The 19,494-nt window shown below is 70.1% G+C and carries 12 protein-coding genes and 1 pseudogene; 2 read left to right on the top strand and 11 right to left on the bottom strand.

Annotated features, from left to right (window positions below; all coding sequences use genetic code 11):
- Positions 1 to 198: 198 nt before the first annotated feature.
- Positions 199 to 1,440: a polysaccharide pyruvyl transferase family protein gene (locus IPG61_17315; GenBank protein ID MBK6735799.1), complete on the bottom strand. Its 1,242-nt coding sequence runs from the start codon at positions 1,438 to 1,440 to the stop codon at positions 199 to 201.
- Between the two features lie 202 nt (positions 1,441 to 1,642).
- On the opposite strand from IPG61_17315, the gene IPG61_17310 reads away from it, so the two are divergent.
- Positions 1,643 to 2,950 (top strand): hypothetical protein, encoded by a 1,308-nt coding sequence (locus IPG61_17310; protein MBK6735798.1) that lies wholly within the window; start codon positions 1,643 to 1,645, stop codon positions 2,948 to 2,950.
- Between the two features lie 16 nt (positions 2,951 to 2,966).
- Here IPG61_17310 and IPG61_17305 read toward each other — a convergent pair whose 3' ends face one another.
- From IPG61_17305 to IPG61_17280, 6 genes and pseudogenes are all read right to left on the bottom strand, one after another.
- On the bottom strand, positions 2,967 to 4,019 hold the full coding sequence (locus IPG61_17305) for a class I SAM-dependent methyltransferase (protein ID MBK6735797.1): 1,053 nt from the start codon (positions 4,017 to 4,019) through the stop codon (positions 2,967 to 2,969).
- A gap of 13 nt (positions 4,020 to 4,032) precedes the next feature.
- Positions 4,033 to 5,979, bottom strand: a complete 1,947-nt coding sequence (locus IPG61_17300; protein ID MBK6735796.1) for a glycoside hydrolase family 57 — start codon at positions 5,977 to 5,979, stop codon at positions 4,033 to 4,035.
- 1,070 nt (positions 5,980 to 7,049) lie between these two features.
- Positions 7,050 to 7,910: pseudogene (locus IPG61_17295) on the bottom strand (N-acetylneuraminate synthase family protein).
- Positions 7,907 to 9,121, bottom strand: a complete 1,215-nt coding sequence (pseC, locus tag IPG61_17290; GenBank protein ID MBK6735795.1) for a UDP-4-amino-4,6-dideoxy-N-acetyl-beta-L-altrosamine transaminase — start codon at positions 9,119 to 9,121, stop codon at positions 7,907 to 7,909. Before pseC ends, IPG61_17295 begins: the two are co-directional and overlap by 4 nt.
- On the bottom strand, positions 9,118 to 10,134 hold the full coding sequence (pseB, locus tag IPG61_17285; protein MBK6735794.1) for a UDP-N-acetylglucosamine 4,6-dehydratase (inverting): 1,017 nt from the start codon (positions 10,132 to 10,134) through the stop codon (positions 9,118 to 9,120). The genes pseC and pseB overlap by 4 nt, the downstream gene beginning before the upstream one ends.
- A gap of 100 nt (positions 10,135 to 10,234) precedes the next feature.
- A complete protein-coding gene (locus IPG61_17280; GenBank protein MBK6735793.1) occupies positions 10,235 to 11,464 on the bottom strand; it encodes a class I SAM-dependent methyltransferase in 1,230 nt (409 codons plus the stop codon).
- 153 nt (positions 11,465 to 11,617) lie between these two features.
- Here IPG61_17280 and IPG61_17275 point away from each other — a divergent pair, with 153 nt between their 5' ends.
- The gene (locus tag IPG61_17275) at positions 11,618 to 12,619 is read left to right on the top strand and encodes a class I SAM-dependent methyltransferase (protein ID MBK6735792.1); all 1,002 of its coding nucleotides are present in this window, start codon (positions 11,618 to 11,620) and stop codon (positions 12,617 to 12,619) included.
- Positions 12,620 to 12,686: 67 nt separating this feature from the next.
- Here the strand turns inward: IPG61_17275 and IPG61_17270 are convergent, their stop codons facing one another.
- From IPG61_17270 to IPG61_17255, 4 genes are all read right to left on the bottom strand, one after another.
- Entirely contained in the window at positions 12,687 to 14,771 is a 2,085-nt protein-coding gene (locus IPG61_17270; protein ID MBK6735791.1) for a hypothetical protein, read from the bottom strand.
- Positions 14,772 to 14,961: 190 nt separating this feature from the next.
- Entirely contained in the window at positions 14,962 to 17,130 is a 2,169-nt protein-coding gene (locus IPG61_17265; GenBank protein MBK6735790.1) for a hypothetical protein, read from the bottom strand.
- Between the two features lie 8 nt (positions 17,131 to 17,138).
- A complete protein-coding gene (locus IPG61_17260) occupies positions 17,139 to 18,752 on the bottom strand; it encodes a hypothetical protein (protein ID MBK6735789.1) in 1,614 nt (537 codons plus the stop codon).
- Between the two features lie 47 nt (positions 18,753 to 18,799).
- Positions 18,800 to 19,357: a hypothetical protein gene (locus IPG61_17255; GenBank protein MBK6735788.1), complete on the bottom strand. Its 558-nt coding sequence runs from the start codon at positions 19,355 to 19,357 to the stop codon at positions 18,800 to 18,802.
- Positions 19,358 to 19,494: the final 137 nt, after the last annotated feature.

Below are 19,494 nucleotides of genomic sequence, written 5' to 3'. Positions count from 1 at the left end.
CTTCAGGGGGCGTCTTGGCCGGGCCTCGATGCCCGGACGCGGCAACGCGGGCTGGCTGGCTCCCCGCCACGCCTGCCCGGATATCGGCCACCGGCTCCGGCCAGGGGGCCGGTGCCGCGGCAGTTCACGCAATCGACTGCAAACATGCAGGATCCGGACCAGAGCCGGGCGGTCCCAGGGGCCGCCGCCAGGCGCGACTCAGGTATCCCGGGGGCGCGAGCGCGACAGCTCGCCCGCAGCCAGTGTCGCGTAGCGCGCGGCCTGGCGGCGAAGGTCGGTCACGCGCGCCGCGAGTCGCAGGCGTCGCTGTTCGCTCTCGTTGACGAGGTGTGTGACGGCGGCGTCGAGCCCTTCGGCGGTGAGCGTCTCGAGAGCCAGGCGCTCGTGGCACCCCGGCAGGTGGTCCAGGAAGCCGCGCATCTTCGGCAGGTAGTCCAGGCCCACCGGCGGCGTACCGGCAATGGCGCTGAAGACCGCGCCGTGCAGGCGGCTCGCGACGGTGACCGCGGCCAGGCCGTAGAGCGAGACCAGGTCGAGAGGGTGGTGGCGCTTGTGCACCACGAGACAGCGGCAGCCGGCAGGCGCCTGCGCGGCCAGGCGGTCGGCCAGCACGCGGTCATCGTCCTCGCGATAGGTGGATTGCGGCACGAACAGGAAGGTGGCGCGGTCGGCCCAGCGCTCGAGCAGGCCGAGCACCGCGGCTTCCTGGCGCCGGCCGGCCTGATCGCCGAGCGGCCGCACCAGGTCGCGCAGGCCCAGCGCGATGACCGGCCGATCGTCGGGCACATCCATGTTCTCGAGCCGGAGCACCTGCCGCCCGCGACCGGGTTCGGGCGGCGCCACGGCCAGCGTCGCGTCGGGCAGCAGGTGGATCTCGCGCGGACGGCGCAGCAGCTCGCGGCACAGCGCGAACGACTCGGCATCGCGCACGGTGACCACTGCGGCATCGCCGATCAACTGGCGCGACAGGTCGCGTCCCCATTCGGTGCGCAACGGACCCACGCTCATCCCGTAGAGCATGACCGGACGATCGTGCAGGCGTGCCAGCGATCCGTACAGCGCCATCAGGGGCACCGGTCCGTGGAGCAGGCCGATGGTCTGGTCGAGCAATGCGTTGCCGGCGCCGAGCACCAGCAGGTCGCAGCCGGCGATCTCGGCCTGCACGTTCGCGAAGATCGCGGGGTCATCGTCGGGGTTCATCCCGTTGAACCAGCGGCCGCGCGCGGCTGCGCCGCTCTCGTGCTCGAGGTTCGGCACCAGCGTGGCGCCGAGCAGCGCGGCGTCCTCGGCGTCGGGATGGCGCGACAGCGCGCGGAAGCGCAGTTCGCGACCCGAGAGCGCCGAGCGCAAGCCCTCCATGAGGGCGATGAGCGGCAGGTCGTCGCCGGCATTGCGGATGCCGTAGGCGCCGGCGCAGAGAACGGTCAGGGGCGCGGACATGGATCCCTCCGGGGCGCGGTCGTCGGCCGTGACGACGCCGGGCCATGTTAGCACAGGATCCGCCGGGCGCGGCAGCGCCAATCTGGCGCCGGCTCCCGACTCTTCGTTCCTTGATGGCCGGTCGTGCCGGCATTCCTGCCGCCGGCCGGGACGCGAACCGTTTGCCGGACCCGGGGAGTTCCTGCCCATGTGCAGTTCAGCGATGTCCGCCCTGCTTGTGCTGCTGCTCGCGAGCGTTGTCCCGGCGTGTGCCGCGGGGTCGGGGGCCGACACGTCGACCGTGCCCGTGCGGCATCCGGTCGAGATTGCCTACGAACAGGCCGTGGCCGCTGCCGCGAGCGCCGACTGGGAGGCCTGCCTCGACGCCACCCGGCGCGCCCTGGCCCTGGCGCCGGGACAGCCCGCGCTGCAGCGACGCCATGCCGAGGCCCTGGCGCAGCTGGGCCGCAGCGACGAGGCGATGCAGGATCTGCGGGCACTGGTGGGTTGGGGTGTCGAGGTGAAGCTGGCCGACTTCGAGCTGCTGGCGCCGCTGCACGGCCATGCCGACTGGCCGCAGCTGCTGGCTGCAGCCGAGGCTGCGCTGACGCCGCAGGGCTCGCCCGGGCTTTCGTTCACGATGCCCGTCGCCGACCTGGTCCCCGAGGGCATCTGCCACGACCCGGTCGACGACGTGTTCTATGTGAGCAGCGTCGCGCAGCGGAAGATCCTGCGCGTGGCGCGCGACGGTACCGCCAGTGACTTCATCACGCCCGGCGCCCACGGTTACCTGGCCGGGCTGGGTGTGGCCGTCGACGCGCAACGCCGGCGCCTGTGGGCCGTCAGTACGGCGCAGGCCGACGACGGGCTGTTCGACGCGGCGACGGTCGCCACCTCGGCGGTGCATGTCTTCGACCTGGATACCGGCAATCTGCTCTGGCGCCATGTCACGGCGCAGCGCGACAGCCTCGGCTTCAACGATGTCTGCGTGCTGCCGGACGGCGGCGGCGCCGTGGCGGTTTCCGACCGCGGCCAGGTGCTTCGCTTCGGGCCCGACGGCGGCGCGCCCGTGGCGCTGACCGCCCCCGGGGCGATGCCCGGCGCCAATGGCCTCTGCGTGGGCCCGCGCGGCGATTGCCTGTATGTGAGTGCCTACCTGCTGGGCATCATGCGGGTGGACCTGGACGACGGGGTCATCTCCGCAGCCGCCGTGCCCGGCGCGGACTTCACGACCAGCGGCGTGGATGGGCTCTACCTGCTGCCGGACGGCACCGGGCTCATCGTCGTGCAGAACTTCCTCGGGCTGGATCGTGTCGCGCGCTTCCGGCTGCGCGCGGACGGACTCGTCGACGACTGCCGTGTGCTGACGGCTCGGCAGGAGATGTTCGTGGATCCGACCACGGGCGCCCTCGCGGCCGACGGCTTCCACTTCATTGCCGACAGCTACGTGTCGCCGTTCTACGGTCGCGAGGACAAGTCAGTGCTGACGGGATTCGGCCGGACGCGGGTGATGCGGATAGGCCTCGAGTGAGCGGCGAGGGGCGGACCTATTCCTTATCCACCACGTAGATGAGCCGGTAGCACTCGCCGACGTTCTCGCGCGGGAAATTCTCCAGCTGCAGGAACAGGTTCGTGTCGATGCGGGCCTGCTCGTCCATGGGCTGGTGGTCGAAGAGCACCGCGTATGACCACGAAGCGAGGCTGTGGTTGGGCGCAACGCGCCAACTTGCACCAGCATCCGCCAGCGCGGCTTCGACGATGGCGGGGTCGGGCAGGCCGCAGTCCCGGTGTTCCTCCAGCCAGCGGTGGCCGGGCAGCATCGTGAGCAGGAAGGCCTCGTGCGTGGCGGCGGCAGGCTGCGGGAAAGAGAACACGACGCGCCGGCGCGCCACGCGCAGCAGTTCCTGCAGGAAGAACGGGCGCTCGGCGGGGTCCACATGTTCCAGCACGTCGGCGGCGACGACGACATCGTACGCCCCGTCCGGCTGCGGCGCCGGCGTGGCGCGCGTGATGAAGCCCGAATAGGCCTCGTAGCGCGCGCCGGGCACGAAGCGCTGCAGGGCGGCATCCTCGCCCCCGATGTCCAGCAGCGAGTAGCCGTCCGCCAGGTCGCGCGTGATCTCGCCGGCCAGCCCCATCAGCCGCACATAGCGCTCATACCCCAGATCAGCGGCCAATGGACGCCCGTCAGGGGCCGTTTCCGGCCGCTCAGCCGTGGCCGGCAGCCGCTTGGCATAGCGCTCGGCGCGGGCAGCGTTCAAGGCGGCGGCATCCTCGGTCGAGAGCGTCGACAGGCCCTCCAGGTTCATGACCGGCAGCCCGAAGCGGAACATCAGCTGCGCCACCTGGCTGCCGAAACGGTTGCCGGCGCCAGGACCGATCGGGTCGATGAAGATCTTGCGCCCGGGGCCGGTCAGCCACGGCTCGAGGAACGACGCATCGCGCCGCACGGGCAGGCCGGCGACGGTGTAGTCGTCGGGCAGCTCGCGTTCGCCGGGAAGGACATCGACCTGCGCGCAACGCAGGCGCAGTTCGGCGGCCAGGGCCGTGACTACGGCCTCGTCCTGCGGTCGTCCCAGCAGCAGCAGTACGCGGATCATGCTCCCGAACCTTTCAGTCGTCAGCCAGGCCGCGGTCCTCGGCCGTGATCTGCAGCGCCCAGGCCACGTGCCAGGGCTCGTTCCCGGGCACGAAGGTCTCGTCGATCTCCTGCGCGGACCAGCGCACGCGCAGGAAGTAGCGTCCGTCGCGGCCCGGCAGGAAGCGCACGGTCGGCACCAGGGCCGAGACCGTCGGGTCGTGCCGGAGCACCAGGCGCCGGTGATCATCGCCGATGACCAGCACGCCGTCGGTGGCGCCGAGGCCGCCCTTGGCGGTGACCAGCGTCGAGTAGGCTTCGCCGTGGTGCACCGGACCGTCCCGGAAGCGGAACACCTCGCGCTCGCGACCGCCGTTGCGCACGGCGAACCCCAGGCTGGCGGCGTCGAACACGCCGGGCACGATCGTCACGTGAGCCACATGGATCTCGGCGGCGCGACGCGCCGGCAGTTCCAGCTCGCCGCGCAACGATACCGCGGGGGCGTGCGGATCGACCAGCCATTCCTTGCGCACGGCCAGGTCGCCGTCCGTGGTGCGGCCTACGGCATCGCGTCCGTTGGCGCGCAGCCGGCAGGCCGACGGCCCCAGGTCCGTCTGCTTGGCGCACCCGGGGCGCTGCACCACGACGTGCCCCGTGTAGAAATCGGCGCCGAGCGTGATGTCGTCGAAATAGCCGTGCGGCAACGTGCCGAGCACGGGCTCCGGTCCCCAGGCGGGGAAGGTGATGGCCCGCGCCGCCAGGCCGCGTCGCGGATTGAGCGTCACGCGCGCCGACTCGCCGGCCAGCTCAATGCTGTCGACACCCGTCGCTACGGCCTTGTCGTCGCCGGCGTCCGGCCACGCCAGGAGCGGCAGGCAGGCGTGCGATGCCACTTCCCGCCAGCGATCCTCCGTCAGGTGCGTGCGCAGGTCGCTCGACCACAGGAAGAGAAGGCGGCGCCAGGCGTCGTCATCGACGATGGCGTCGGCCGCGTACCGCTGCGCGAGCACATGGCAGGCCGTGTTCAGCTCGAGGTCGCCGCGCCCGGTCACCGCCCAGCGGTTGAGGTTGTACTTCTCCTGCTTCTTGACCGCCACCGGCTGCCCGACCGCTTCCAGCCGCAACGGGCACCCGCAAAGCGCCGAGGGTGGCTCGGCCAGCGTGGCCACAAGCGGCGCCAGTTGCATGCCCGGCTCGTCGGCCAGCCAGCGCGCGGCCGCCGCGAAGGTGTCCCATTCGCCGCGAGGCTGCCGGTCCAGGCCGCCGTGCTCGTCCCGGTAGCGACCGGGCCGGAAGTCGAAGACCTCGGCATCACTGCCGTAGAGCAGCGCGTGACGCGCGGTCGACTCGTCGGGGCCCGGCCGCCGCGCGCGCCAGTGCGCGAGGAACTCGTCGCGGGTGATATCGCCGGCGCACAGGCGCTGCATCTTCTGGAAATCGAACGTGTCGACCCAGAGCACAGGCACGCCGTCGCCGTCCGGACCCTGTGCATGCTGCCAGTGCCAGCGCAGTCGGCCATCCCATTCGGGGTGGGCGTGCCAGGCGTTGTTCCATTCCATGATGACGGCGCGCGCGCCGACCTCGCGATAGAGTGCCGCGAGGCCGCCGCTCCAGGCCATCTCGTTCACCAGCCACAGCCCGGGCTCCAGGCCCAGCAGCCGTTCGGCCGTGCGTCGACCCAGGTCCAGGTTGCGCACATTGACGGCAGCCGGCACCAACGGCCCGATGACCTGGCTGTAGCCGCTGGCCACGTACTCGGCGCGCCCTTCGCGCAGCAGCCCGCGGAAGCGGTCGAGCCAGGCGGGATCGAGCCCGTTGATCATCTCCAGGGTGAGCCCGCTCGCCTCCACCGCCACCGGCACGCCGCCCTCGCACAGGTCCAGCACGCGGTGATAGCAGCGCGCGATGACCTCGGCGCGCCGCTCGGGCCCGATGGAAGAGTACATCAGGTTCAGGTGGAAGAGTGTCCCCAGCTTCAGCATGGCCGGGCCCGGCGCTGGGCGACGAGCTTCGCGACGTGTTCGGCGGCGCGGACGGCGCCCTGGCCGTCGACGACGCCCTGGGCTGCCCGCCGCATCGTCGCCAGGTTCCCGGTCTCGAGCAGGACCGCCAGGGCACGCACCAGGGCGTACTGGTCCACGGCGTCGTGGCGTCCGAGGTCGGCCACGGCGCCGGTTTGCACCAGCTTGGCGACCGTCGGTGCGTCGTGATCGTAGTTGCTGAGCACCGCGACCGGCGTGCCGAGGGCCAGGGCCTCGCCGACGCTGACGCCCATGGCCGTGATCAGCAGCGCAGCGCCGGCCAGGATCGGCTCCAGCGGGTCGCCCGAGGCGATGATCGCCTGCTCGGGATATCGCCGACCCAGCACCTGCGCCTTGATGCGCGCGTGCGGCGCCGTCGGCGCCAGCACCACCTGCACCCGCAGCCTTGACGCCACGTCGTGCAGCGCGGCGGACACCCGCGCGGTCAACTCATTGGGGTCGCTGCCGCCGAAGCAGACGACCACGCGCGGACGCGGGTCGTCGTCGGCAGGAGCCTCGTCACGACAGGCCAGCACGTCCTCGCGGATGAGCAGGTAGCCGAGGCCGCCCACCAGGTCATCGCGCCCCGCCGGTGGCTCCCACCCGTACGAGGGAATGATGCCCAGGTCGCCCGCAGCGCAGCCGGGCTGGTCGATGACGACGACGAGATGTCCATCGGCGCGCAGGCGACGCGCGAGTCCGTCGACCGCAGTGTCGGCGTCGAGGATGCAGACGGCGGGGCCGCCGCGACGCGACAGCGACGCCAGGAACGAGATGTCGCGCACCAGCGCGTCCTCGTCCACGAAGGTGCTGTGGTTGAAGCCGTTGCGATCGAGCAGGGCGCGCGGGCCGGGGAGGTCGGGCGTGAAGAAGAACGTGTCGGCGTCGTGCCCGTCACGCAGCGCCTCGGCCACGGCCAGGCACCGGGCCACGTGCCCCAGTCCCTGCCCGGCCGCGACCAGGTAGACATCCGGGCCTGTCCGGCGCGATTCCGGCTGCGTGCGCGGCCAGTCGCGGCGCACGGCCAGCGTCGGCCGCAGCCCGTCCGAGGGGTCGGCGCGCCAGGCGCGCTCGGGCAGGTCCTCGGGAAGCGGCGCGATGCGGCCCGATCCGTCACAGTCCGGCGCCACGGGAGCATAGCCGCCGGCGATCACGGGCGCGATGGTGTCGGGCAGCCAGCAATGGCCGCCGCCGAACTCGGCCCCTTCTCCCTCGAGGTCGAAGTGGAACTCGATGGTGTCGGCTGCCCAGTGCCGCAGGGCGCGCCCGATGACGCCGGCGGAAACCGAATGGTCCGACCAGCCCGCCTTGAACGCGACCTCGGGCCAGTCAGGGGCGAAGTTGGCGGCCATCATCTCGCGCAGCGTGCCGATGGCGGCCAGGTTGCAGGCGTGTTCGGGCACCGGGTAGCGGCTGACGCAGTGGAGCATCGTCAGGTCGCGGCAGCCGGATTCCAGCGCGGCTTCCACGGCAGACCAGGCCTCGCCGGCGTCGGCCATGCCGGTCGAGACGATGAGCGGCAGGCTGGTCGCCGCGCAGGCGTGCACGAGGTCGAGCCACGGCAACTCGTAGGAGGCGACCTTCAGGAAGTCGACGTACGGCGCCAGTTCATCTACGGCGTCGAGGTCGAACGGTGTGCAGCCGAACTTCAGGCCAGCATCGCGCGCCGCCGCCGAAAGCTCGGGCAGGAACCGCAGCGGCAGTTCCCAGCGCCGACGTTGTCGATGGCCCGGGCTCACCCGCAGGATCTCGGGCGCGAACAGCTTGTCGATGCGGAAGAGCTGGAACTTGACGCCCGTGCAGCCGACCCGCGCCGCCTCGGCGATGAGCTTCCGGCAGCGCGCGAGATCGCCGTTGTGGTTGCTGGAGATCTCGGCGATGAACCCGTTCATAGCTGCTCGTGCCGGCTGTCGGCGGCCACAGTCACTGTTTCGGTCGTGCGTGCCCGGCCCGCGCAGAACCTGCGCACTTCGCGGATCACGCGCGCCTGGTCTGCGTCGCTCATCGAGGGGAACAACGGCAGCGAAAGCGCCTGCCGATAGTAGGCCTCGGCCTCCGGGCACAGTCCGGGACCCGTGCCGAACGTGCGCCGGTAGTACGGCTGCAGGTGTACGGGGAAGTAGTGGACCTGCGAGCCGATCCGCGCCGTGGCCAGCGCGTCATACAGCTCGTCCCGGGCGTCCGAACGTACGATCATCAGGTGCCAGCACGATTCGTCGGGCTGCGGTCGCGCCTGCGTCACCAGGCCGGGCAGGCCCGCGAACGACTCGTCGTAGCGCCGCACCAGGTCCAGGCGACGCTGGCGCAGGCGCCCCAGCTTCTGCAACTGGACCAGGCCCATCGCCGCCTGCATGTCGGTCAGTCGTGCATTGATGCCCAGTTCATGCATCTCGTAGTACCAGGGACCGTCGCGCCGCTGCAGCCGCGAGGGCTCGCGCGTGATGCCATGGGTGCGCAGCAGCGCCAGCCTCTCGGCCAGCGCGGGATCGTTGGTCGTGACGGCGCCACCCTCGCCGGTGGTGACCGACTTCACCGGGTGGAAGCTGAAGCAGGTCATCACGCCGTGGCTGCCGTCGCCCACGCGATGCCAGGCGTTGCCTTCATCCTGCCAGTTCGTGCCGATGGCGTGGCAGGCGTCCTCGATGACGACGGCGCCGTAGCGGTCGGCCAGGTTCTTGATGGCGGGAAGGTCGGCCACGCGACCGCCCAGGTGCACCGGCAGGATCGCCTTGATACGCGGCACGGTCATCAGCGCCGCCTCGGTTTTCGCGGGGTCGAGCGTCAACGTGCGCGGGTCGATGTCCACGAACACCGGCTCGGCGCCGCACAGCACGCCGGCGTTGGCCGTGGCCACGAAGGTGATAGCCGGGACGATGAACCGGTCGCCCGGGCCCAGGCCCGCGGCGCGACAGGCCAGCCACAAGGCCAGCGTGCCGTTGGCCACGGCCACGGCATGGGCCGAGCCGCACGAAGCAGCCAGGGCCGCCTCGAACTCCGGTCCGCGCGGACCCTGGGTGAGCCAGTCGGATTCGAGCACGTCGCGCACGCGACGCGACTCCTCGGCGCCGACGTCCTGTCGTCCGTACGGCAGGAACCGCTTCATGCGCGGCCCCCCACGGCAAGGGCCTCTTCCCCGGCAACCTCGCCCAGAAGCATGGTGAGGTCGGCCAGCGACAGCCACTGGTCGTTCGTGTCGGACGCGTAGCGGAACTCGCGCGGTACCAGCACGCCGCCCGGGCGCACGTGCTCCTGCAGCTTCTCGGCGTAGGCCAGGGGATAGACCACGTAGTGATCGCCGTAGTCGAAGGTCGAGCGCGCCTCGTCCTCGGTCAGCATCACCTCGTGCAGCTTCTCGCCCGGGCGGATGCCCGTCTCGACCAGCTTGGCCCTCGGGTTGACCGCGCGTGCCACGTCGGTGATCAGGCAGGACGGGATGCGCGACAGGAACACTTCGCCGCCGCCGCCGGTCTCCAGCGCGCGCACCACCAGGTCCACGCTCTGGTCGAGCGTGATCCAGAAGCGCGTCATGCGGCTGTCGGTGATGGGCAGCGAATCGGCGCCCTCGGCGGTCAACCGGCGGAAGAAGGGGATGACCGAGCCGCGGCTGCCCACGACGTTGCCGTAGCGCACGACCACGAACTGGGTGCCGCCGGCCGAGTAGGCGTGCGCGGCGCGGAACAGCTTGTCCGAGACGAGCTTCGTCGCGCCGTAGAGATTGACCGGGTTCACGGCCTTGTCGGTCGACAGCGCCACGACCTTCTTCACGCCGCGGTCGATGGCCGCGTCGAGCAGATTCATGGCCCCGACGATGTTGGTCTGCACGGCCTCGTGCGGGTTGTATTCCATCAGGTGCACGTGCTTGAGGGCCGCCGCGTGGATCACGTAGTCGACGCCCGTGAAGGCGCGGTACAGGCGGGCGCGGTCGCGGACGTCGCCGATGAAGAAGCGGAGCCGGGCGCGATGCGCCGCGAACTTCTGCTCCATGTGGTACTGCTTGAACTCGTCGCGGCTGTAGATGATGATGCGCCGCACGCTTGTCTTCAGGAAGCGCTCGACGAGGGCGTTGCCCAGCGAGCCGGTGCCGCCCGTGATGAGGATCGTCTTGCCGGCGTAGATGTCGCCCGGGCCGCCCGCGGCCATGTCCGGGCCGGTCCCGTTGGTAAAGCTCGCTTCCATCCTCGCCCCGTCCTTCCCCGGGGGCCGTCCCCGGCCCCGGTCAGCGTTCGGCATCCTTGTCGAAGTCCGCGTCGAACAGTTCCGCCAGCGGCGCCTGCGGAAAGCGCTCAGCCGCCTCTGCACGGATATCGTCCACCAGCGTCCGGTTGCCGCAGCCGGCCACCAGCCGGGCCGCTCCCAGTTCCGCCAGTTTCCGGTCGTCCAGGATCGGCACCCCCAGGAGCCGGCGACCCTGCTTCGTGGGGCTGCGATCGTACAGCCACAGCCCCCGGCGCACGGCCTCGGGCACCAGCGGCAGGACCTGTCCCAGGTCGGCGCCCGCTCCCCAGACCACGACCGGGGCGCCGTCCGCATCGTGCAGGATCCGGACCAGCCGCTCGGCCGCGCGGACGAACCGCGCCTGCTGCCGGTCCAGCTGTTCGCGGAACTGCCCGGCGGCATCGAACCCGCGCTGCGCCGCCACGCACAGCGACGGGTAGCGGTGCACGTCCCGGTCCTCGAGATGGGTGACGGTCAGCCCGCAGGAGGCCAGCGCCGTCGCCAGCCCCGGGCCCGTGTAGTGGTGCAGGTGCACGGCGTGGATGTTCTGCCCGCTGTCGGGCAGGCCGCGCCGCGCATGCAGCGTCGACGACGGCACTTCCACGTACAGCCAGCCGCCGGGCGCCACCAGTGCCGCCATCTGCTGCAGGAAAGCGCCGGGATCGGTCACGTGTTCGAGCACGTGGCGGCAGTAGACAAGGTCGTAGCGTGCAGGCCAATCCAGTGCCTGCGGCGCGAAATCCTGGAGTGTGCAGTGCGTGATGGCCACCTGCGGCTGCGTGTCGTACGACGACGACGGCTCCAGCCCGCACGCGCGCAATCCCCAGCGCTCGGCGATCATCTGGAGCAGCAGTCCGTTGCCGCAGCCCACCTCGAGGCAGGTGCCCGAACGCAGCCCCGTGATGCGGCGCAGCAGGTCGTGGCGATCGTCGTACACGCGCTGCTTGGCCGCTGCAGCCGCCGGCACGTGGCGCGCCATGCGCACCGTAGCGTAGTAGCGGTCCAGTTCGCCCGGCTCCGGCAGCGGATACTGCGACATCGTGCCGCAGTCCGGGCAGCCGTGATAGGCGATGGCGCGCACGGGCCAGTCGGTGTGGTCGGCATCGGGCGCCAGCGCCGGCACGACCTGCGTGGCGACCGGCGTGCCGCCCCCTGACCCGCACAACGGGCAGGCGGTCGTCGCGGTCGTGTTCGCGCGCGCGGGATGGGGGATGGTGGTCGTCGCGGCCATGCGGGGCTCCTTCGCCGGTCTTCCGGTTCCTGGTGACGGGCCCGGTATGCAAACGGCGAGCCCGTCGCCGGGCGGGCTCCATCTGGCACCGTCCTTGATACTGCAGCGTCCGTGAGGGTGTGCCGTCGACGACTCGAGGAATGGAGCCCGGGAATGACTGTCCGTCTCGAAGATGCCGCCAGGACCGCACTGGGGTCCACTGAAGCTGCTGTTGCGCAGCAGGTTGCCGCGTCAACGGGCGCGACCTTGGGCGCAGCCGTCGCCCACGAAGGCCAGGTCGTGGCCCGCAACCACGACGTGGACGTCATCGCCTGCCACCGGTGCGGATTCCGCCACGTGATGCCCCTTCCCGAGCCGGCGGCCATCGACAAACTCTACACCGAGGACTTCTACGGCACGCTCCACGAGTCGTATATCGCCAGCCAGCGCGCGAACCTGGACTGGTGGCACCTGGAGTTCGGCGCCAAGTACGACCTGTTCGAGGAACTGCTGCCGGCCGGCCGGTGTTCCCTGGTGGATGTGGGTTCGGGCCCCGGCTGGTTCGTCCAGTACGGCTCCAGGCGCGGCTGGCGCACCGTCGGCGTGGAACCCGGCCGCCCCGCGGCCCTGCACACGCGCGACACGCTCGGCGAGAACGTCATCATCGACTTCTTCACGCCTGCCGCCATCGCCCACCTGGAACCGGTCGACGTGGTCCACCTGCACAACGTGCTCGAGCACGTGCCCGACCCGGCGGCGATGCTGCGCACCGCGCGCGGCGCCCTGGCGCCCGGAGGCCTGGTCTCGGTCACCGCGCCCAACGACTTCAACCCGCTGCAGGAAGCGCTCGTCAGGCTGCGCGGCCACGCCCGCTGGTGGGTCTCGCCGCGCGAGCACCTGAACTACTTCGACCGCGCCGACCTCGAGGCGCTGCTGCGTCGCGAAGGCTTCGAGCCGTGCGCGCACCTGGCCAGCTTCCCGCTGGAGGCGTTCGCCCTGATGGGCGAGGACTACATCGCCGACCCTGCGCTGGGCAAGGTCGTCCACGGCAAGCGCATGCAGCTGGAGAAGAACCTGCATGCGGCCGGTGAAGGCGCACGGCTGGCAAAGGTCTATCGCGCGCTGGGCGAGCTGGGACTGGGGCGGACGTTGACGGTGATGGCGCGGCTGGTGTAGCGACGGCACGTTCGGGGCAGGAAGACCGGAGGACCGGCGGTGTCGTGCCGCCGGTCCTCCGCGGACTTCATGGCGCCGCCGTCGCCTGATTCAGCGTCAGCGTCGCCTGCCCGCTGCAGAAGGATGACGCCCACACGTTCGCAGTGGCGCTTCCCTGCACCTGGACCTGTCCCCGATAGCGGCCGGGCGGCAGATTGCCGGCGACCAGGATCGATGAAGGGCCGTCGTCCCCCACATAGTGTTCCCACTCGTAGAGAACGTCCCAATCGGCGGTTTGCAGCGTAATGGAGATCCCGCCGCGGATGCTCGCATCGACCATCGCGTCCAGCTGGAATGTCATCGGTCCCCCCTGAATCTCGAAATGGACGTTGAAGTCGGCACTGTAATACGTTCTGGCGGTCGCATTCGTGGCGGACGCCTGTGACGTTCCCGTGGCAGTGAACGTCATGACGGCCGACCGCCCATCGGCGGCGATCCCGGAATCCGAAGACTGGCTGACAAAGCTCGACGCGGTGGCTGTCCAGTCGTCAATGTCCGGGTCCTCTGGGGTACAAGTCTGTCCGACCCCGGCCGATAGCGTCACGAAGCCGGACGTCGTCTCCCAATGGGGATCCGATTGGGGCGGACAGTTTCCGACATCGGCCGTGTTGGCGTAGGACCCGCTGATGCGCTCGATCAACGTGATCGTACCGCCGTCGCTGACCACGAGCGCGGCAGCCCGGCCGCGGCTGAGTACCACGCCATTGTCGCTGACACTGAACTGCACGATGACCGAATCGACCCCTGCGTCGGCCGTGATCATGGTTCTGGCTACACCGTCACCATCGGTGATCGCGACGACCGGATCTGCCTGGCCGCCGTCGACCACACACGTGACAAGTACATTCGGCAACGGCGCGAAGACGTCCTCGCTCACCTCGCGAACCACGGCTACCCCGAATGAAGTCGGCGTGCCCGGCGTCACGACCGAGAGGAAATCGGTCAAAGTGCCGCTCGTCCCTCGGAACAGCGAAGCCAGCCCGAAGATCGGCACGGTGGCCAGCGTCAACCCGCCCTCCGGGCTGAACAGCGGCAGAACGGGCCTCGCGGTCAGCCACAGGTAGTTCTGGCTTTCGTCGACCCGCCGGACCACCGCCGTGAAGACGCCGGCCGCATCACTCCGTCCTTCGCAGGAAGCGACCGGGCCCGCGCACTCGACCTGTCCGTACACCTGGACCTGGAACGGTACGTCCACGGGCACGCCGCCGAGATCCAGCCTCAGGTCGACATCCGCCGACACGTCAACCCCGACGGGCAGGGGCTCGGGCAGATCGAAGTGTTCAACGACGACCTCCGCGCAGAGCCCGTCGAGCACCTGCGCTTCGGCGAGCCCGTGTTCCTCGATATCGAAGGCCGTGGCCTTGGCCAGCCAGTTCAGCTCGAAGATCGCGACCAGGGTCTCGAGGTCGCGGGCGCCCGTACAGAGCTGCTGCTTGTGCGCAGCGATCGAGTCTCGAAGACGCTCGATGACCAATTCATCCGCGGCGTTGAGGTCCTCGGCAAGCACGTCCTCCCAGTCAGGCGCCTCGAAGTAGACGGCGAATCCGCGCATCAGATCGTACCAGTCCAAGTACTCGTCGATGACCGCATCGCGCAACGGGAACCCGCCGTCGCCGCGGACGGCCGGTACCACGACATCGTTGAGCGATGCGCGCGCCGCCAGGAGGAAGCGTTCGCGGATGTTCGTATTGTCGAGCGCGATGCAACGCAACCGATCACGAAAGCCGGGCCGTTCGCAGGCCGAATCGTCCACTTCTTCCGGCGTGGCCGCAGCCGCACCCGCGCCGCTGAAGTGCGGCACCGGCACGCGGATGGCCCCGCCCCCCAGCGCGGCGACCGTCAGCTCGAACGTCGCGGCGTCGCCTTCGTAGTTGAACCCCACCATCTGCTGGCCGACGCCCAGCGGCGCCGCATTCGCGACCGTCAGCATCGCCGGCCGGATCAGGGTCAAGCCCGACGGCTCCAGCTGCACGGCCGCCGCCAATCCGCCCGACCAGGGCAGGTCCGCGATGGCAGCGACTGGCGCCATGGAGATTTCCACGTCGGCCGGCAGCGCGAATGCCGGGATCTCCAGCGTGAAGGTGACGCCGGAGATGCTGGTGGTCGTCAGCACGCCGCCGTCCGGACCGATGGTCCGCGTGGCCTGGCGGCTCGACTCGACGGTGACCCGTGCGCCCGGCGGCGCCGTGGGATCGCTCTTGCCGCCACAGCCGGATCCGCCCGCGGTCAGCAGCAGGCCGAGCACCAGGAATAGGGGATGGATCGTCTTGCGCATCGTGCCACTCCTCGGATCGTGATCGCCGTCATCTGATCAGCACCAGCCGCGCCGTCGCCGCGCCCGCCGGCGTGGTCGACCGCGCGAAATACACACCGGCCGCCACCGTGCGTCCGTCCTCGCCGCGCCCGTCCCAGCGCACCACCGGCTCCGCCCCCGCGCCTTCGTCGACGACCAGGGTTCGCACATGCCGCCCCGCCACGTCGAGGATGTCCAGACGGACGGGCGCCCCGCGATCCCGCCGTGCGCGCAGGAAGAACTCCCCGGTCGAGGGGTTGGGCCAGGCGCGCAGCGTCGGCGCCGGACCGACCGGTGACCGGTCTTCATCGCTCACCGCCGAGGCGTAGCCGCACTGCGCCGGGACGATCTGCAGCCCCGCGAGGTAGTCCGCCACATAGACCAACCCGTCCTGAACCGTCGTGCTCAGCGTCTGGCCCGGCGTGTCCAGGCTGCCCACCAGCCGGGGGTCGCACGGGTTGGCGACATCCATGACTTGCAGGCCGTACAGGTCGTCCGCGACGTAGGCCACACCGTCGGCGACGGTCACGCCGTAGGCGGTGCCGGGCGTATCGAGCGCGCCGACGATCTGGGGGACGGTGGGACTGGTCACGTCGATGATCTGCAGTCCGTTCCAGAAGTCGGCGACGTAGGCGGTGGAGCCCACCACGGCGACCCTCTGGGCCGAACCCGGCGTGTCGACGCCGCCGACCAGCAGCGGCGCCGTCGGCGAGGCGATGCTGACGACCTGCAGGCCCGAGGCGCCGTCGGCGACGTAGGCGTATTGCCCACTGATCACAACTGACGCGGCGTTGTGCGGCGTGTCCACCGTCCGTATGAGTTGGGGCTCGGTGGGCGCCGTAACGCGGATGATCTGCAGTCCCGACAGCCCGTCGGCGATGCAGGCGATGTTCCCCTGCACAGCCACAGACTGGGCGATGCCCGGTGTGTCCACGCTGCCCAACAGGGTCGGGCTGACAGGATTGGCGAGGCTGTAGATCTGCAACCCGTTCTCCGCGGCGGCCACATAGGCGAGCGTGCCGACGATGGCGATCCCCAGCGGCGGCCCGGCCTGGGGCAGCGTGTTGGCCAGCACCGGTTCCTTCGGATCCCTGATGTCGACCACGCTCAGCCCGCCGGCATCGTCCGCCACATAGGCGTAGCTGGCGGTCAGGGCGACGGCCTTGGCCTGCCCGGGTGTGTCGACTGCGGCGACGATCAGCGGCGAGGCCGGCCGCGCCAGGTCCACGATCTGCAGGCCGTTGTCGTAGTCCGCCACGTAGGCCAACCCTGCGGCGTAGTGTACGGCGACCGGCCTGCCAGGCGTTTCGATGCGGCCGATGATGCGGGGCGCCTGGGGATTGCTGAAATCCACGACCTGAAGTCCGGCTTCGTCATCTGCGACATAGGCGTGGATACCATTGACGGCCACGCCCAACGCGACGCCGGGCGTGTCCACGCCGCCCAGAGAGACCGGCGCCGCCGGATTCGTGACGTCGACGATCCGCAACCCCTCGGTGCCATCGGCCACCAGCAGCAGGCCCCCCGACAGCGCCAGGCCGACGGCGTTTCCCGGCGTGTCGACTGTGCCGATGACCAGGGGCGCCTCCGGGTCACCCACCGCGACGACCTGGATACCGGCGCTGCCGTCAGCCACGTAGGCGTGGTTGCCCGACACCGCCACGTTCGTGGCGATCCCCGGCGTGTCCACGTTGCCGGCCGTCTGCGGCGCGCCCGGTTGTGCCAGGTCCAGGATGGACAGGCCGAAGATGTGGTCGGCCACATAGGCGTACGAACCGTCCACGGCGATGCCGTAGGCCAGTCCCGGCGTGTCCAGGCTGCCGAGCAGGACCGGATTCGACGGCGTCACGATCGAGATGACGTGGACGCTGCCGAACTCGACCACGACGTAGGCGAAATCGCCAGCCACGGCCACGCTCCGCGCGCGCCCCGGCAGGTCCACGTTGCCGATGACGGCGGGTTGGTCGGGGTCCGCGACATCGATGATCGCGAGGTTGCCGTCGTCGTCCGCCACGAAGGCCAGATCGTCGGCGACGGCCACCGCCCAGGCGTACGTGCCAGTGTCGGCATTACCACGCAGTACCGGGCCGCTCGCGTAGTCGATGCAAGTCGCGCCGGCCCCGGTCGCCGCCAGGGCGACCAGGACCAGATTCAACGTGGCGGTGCGCAGCAGTCGCATGGTGTTCCTCAGGGCAGCGTGTAGGTGACCCGCATGCCGTGCACGGCCACAGCAGTCACGGTGGTGGGGGTCGTCCAGTTGCACGCCACCACGTAGTGGTTGGTGTTGTTGTTTACGACCGTGGCCAGGCTCGTATTCGACAACATCGTGCGGCCCGGAGTGCCGCTTGTTGCCAGGGTGGCGATGATGGCGCCCGCGCCCGCCGTGAACGGATGGCTGAGCAGGAACGTCTGGACGTTGCGGGTCGCGTCCGAGTCGGTCACGTAGATCACGAAACCGGTGATGGTGGCGCCATCGGGCAGGTAGATCGGCGCCTCGAACGTCAACCCCTGGCCGGCCGTGCGACCGTTCAGGATCACGTTGCTGCGGTGTACGTCCATCAGGTTGGTGTCCGACTCCAGGAAAGCCGACGAAGGGATGGCAATCGATCCGCCAGCGCCACCGGCGCCCCCGGAGATGGTTCCCTGCACTGTCAGGTTGCCCGTGATGACGGCATTGCCGGCCACTTCCAACCGTGCGCTCGGCGCGGCGGTGCCCACGCCCACGTTGCCGCCCGGCATCAGCACCAGGCGGTTGGCCGCCACGCCGCTCACGACGAAATTCAGGCCGCCGCCTTCATGGGTCAGATGCCAGACGTCGGCGCCGGCGTTGGTCCGGAACTGCAGCCAGCCCGAGTTGGCGCTGACGCCCTGCAGCGTCAAGGACTTGGACGACGAAGGCGTAGGGGTGTGGATGCCGACCACGCCCGTGGCCCCGTCCACGGTGAAGGCATCGATCTTGTTGCGCGCGTCGATGGTGAAGTCCGGCGCCAGCGACGCGCCGCCCTTCCAGTAGGTGCGCCCGAGCAGGGTCGTGTTCAGGTTATACAGGGATTGGGCGCCCCAGACTTCTCCGCTGAGCATCGTGCTGTCGCCGTTCAGTCGGATCTCGGGCGCGTCGCCGGTTCCGGAAAGGTGCAGCTTCGCCTGCGGCGTGTCAGTTCCGATGCCGACATTGCCCGTCACGCCCGACGACATGTTGACGCCGTTGACGATCCAGTCGCCGTCGGCGCCGCCACCGGTGGCCGCCGTCGTCTGCACAGAGTTGTCGGGGAAGCGGATCGAGCCGACGTCGGCCATGCCGGTGGTGCCGTCGACCGAAAACGTCGTCGTGGATCCATCGTTCACCTTGAAGGTGCCGATCGCACCAGAGGCGTAGGTCGACTTCAGGGCGAACGGGCTGCTGGCGAGCGGCTGGTCGGTCAGTTGCTCGAAGCCGGTACCGGTGTCGACCCACACGCGCAGGTCGGGCGACGTGCAGCTGTAGATCAGGGCCCCGGTCAGGGCAGTCATCGACAGCGTCGGATCCCCGAGCAGGACGCTGAACACACCCTGCGCCACCGGCAGCGTGACCGCCGCCGTGGGCTCGCTACCGTTGCTGCTGGTGCCGTCGTTCGACCACGGGCTGGTCGTGCCGCACATGATGGCGAACTTGAACTGCGCGTTGCCGGTGAACGGCGTGCCGTTCACATCCAGGTTCCCCTGGTAGCTCACCATCGTCGGCTGCGCCATGGCCACGCCGGCCACCAGCATGATCGCGACCAGCGCAGCGACCAGCGATTGCGGAATCTGCTTCTTGCTCATGTCCTGTCATCCCCCTGATCACGATGTCGAGAACGGATACCGGCGCGTCAGCGCACCAGCGTGAGCTTGCCGCTGGCGCGCCCGAGGGGCGTCTCCAGCACCGAGACGTAGACACCCGAGGCGACCGCACGGCCGGCATCGTCGGCGCCGTTCCAGACCACGCCGTGTCGCCCGGCAGGCAATGGTCCATCGATCAGCGCGGTGACGAGCCGGCCGTGCAGGTCGTAGAGGCGCAGGCTCACCCGCGTGGCCGCCTGCGGCAGGTCGAATGCGAGTGTCGTGCGCGGGTTGAAGGGATTCGGGTGGTTCGGGTAGGCGCGAAAGACCAGCGGCAGCGGCAGGTCCTCCGGCACGCCCGAGGTGGCGCCGGGCGCCTGCAGCCACCAGCCGGCGCCGATGCTGATCGTCGCGCCGACGGCATCGCCGATGACAGCCTGCCCCACTGTCGAGCGCACCGACGCCGTGGCGCCCGCGGCCGTGCCGCCGCCGGCGCCGACGACGGCGCGCGTGATGCTGCTCGCAGCCGGGCTGGCCGCCGGCAACAGCAGCAGCGTGGCGGACAGCAGTAATGGGGCGGACAGTGGGTTGGGAACTCGGTGTTTCACGCGGGTCTCCTGCCGGTGCGGGATGCCGAAGCGCGGCAGACGGGAATGCTGCCGCGGAGCGGGGTTCCGGAATGAGACGCGTGAAATTGTCGGATTTTGTGCCATGATATTTTAAGTGGCTTGGAGGCAATGGGTTA

The sequence above is a fragment of the bacterium genome (assembly GCA_016703265.1).
In the GTDB taxonomy this organism is placed as follows: Bacteria; Krumholzibacteriota; Krumholzibacteriia; order LZORAL124-64-63; family LZORAL124-64-63; genus CAINDZ01.
Note: the sequence above shows the minus strand (reverse complement) of the source record. Positions and strands in the feature narration are given on the sequence as shown.

Excerpts from the sequence above, each read along its gene's own strand:
- IPG61_17315 (MBK6735799.1), bottom strand. The coding sequence starts at position 1,440 with ATGTCCGCGCCCCTGACCGTTCTCTGCGCCGGCGCCTACGGCATCCGC.
- IPG61_17310 (MBK6735798.1), top strand. The coding sequence starts at position 1,643 with ATGTCCGCCCTGCTTGTGCTGCTGCTCGCGAGCGTTGTCCCGGCGTGT.
- IPG61_17305 (MBK6735797.1), bottom strand. The coding sequence starts at position 4,019 with ATGATCCGCGTACTGCTGCTGCTGGGACGACCGCAGGACGAGGCCGTA.
- IPG61_17300 (MBK6735796.1), bottom strand. The coding sequence starts at position 5,979 with ATGCTGAAGCTGGGGACACTCTTCCACCTGAACCTGATGTACTCTTCC.
- pseC (MBK6735795.1), bottom strand. The coding sequence starts at position 9,121 with ATGAAGCGGTTCCTGCCGTACGGACGACAGGACGTCGGCGCCGAGGAG.
- IPG61_17280 (MBK6735793.1), bottom strand. The coding sequence starts at position 11,464 with ATGGCCGCGACGACCACCATCCCCCATCCCGCGCGCGCGAACACGACC.
- IPG61_17275 (MBK6735792.1), top strand. The coding sequence starts at position 11,618 with ATGACTGTCCGTCTCGAAGATGCCGCCAGGACCGCACTGGGGTCCACT.
- IPG61_17265 (MBK6735790.1), bottom strand. The coding sequence starts at position 17,130 with ATGCGACTGCTGCGCACCGCCACGTTGAATCTGGTCCTGGTCGCCCTG.
- IPG61_17260 (MBK6735789.1), bottom strand. The coding sequence starts at position 18,752 with ATGAGCAAGAAGCAGATTCCGCAATCGCTGGTCGCTGCGCTGGTCGCG.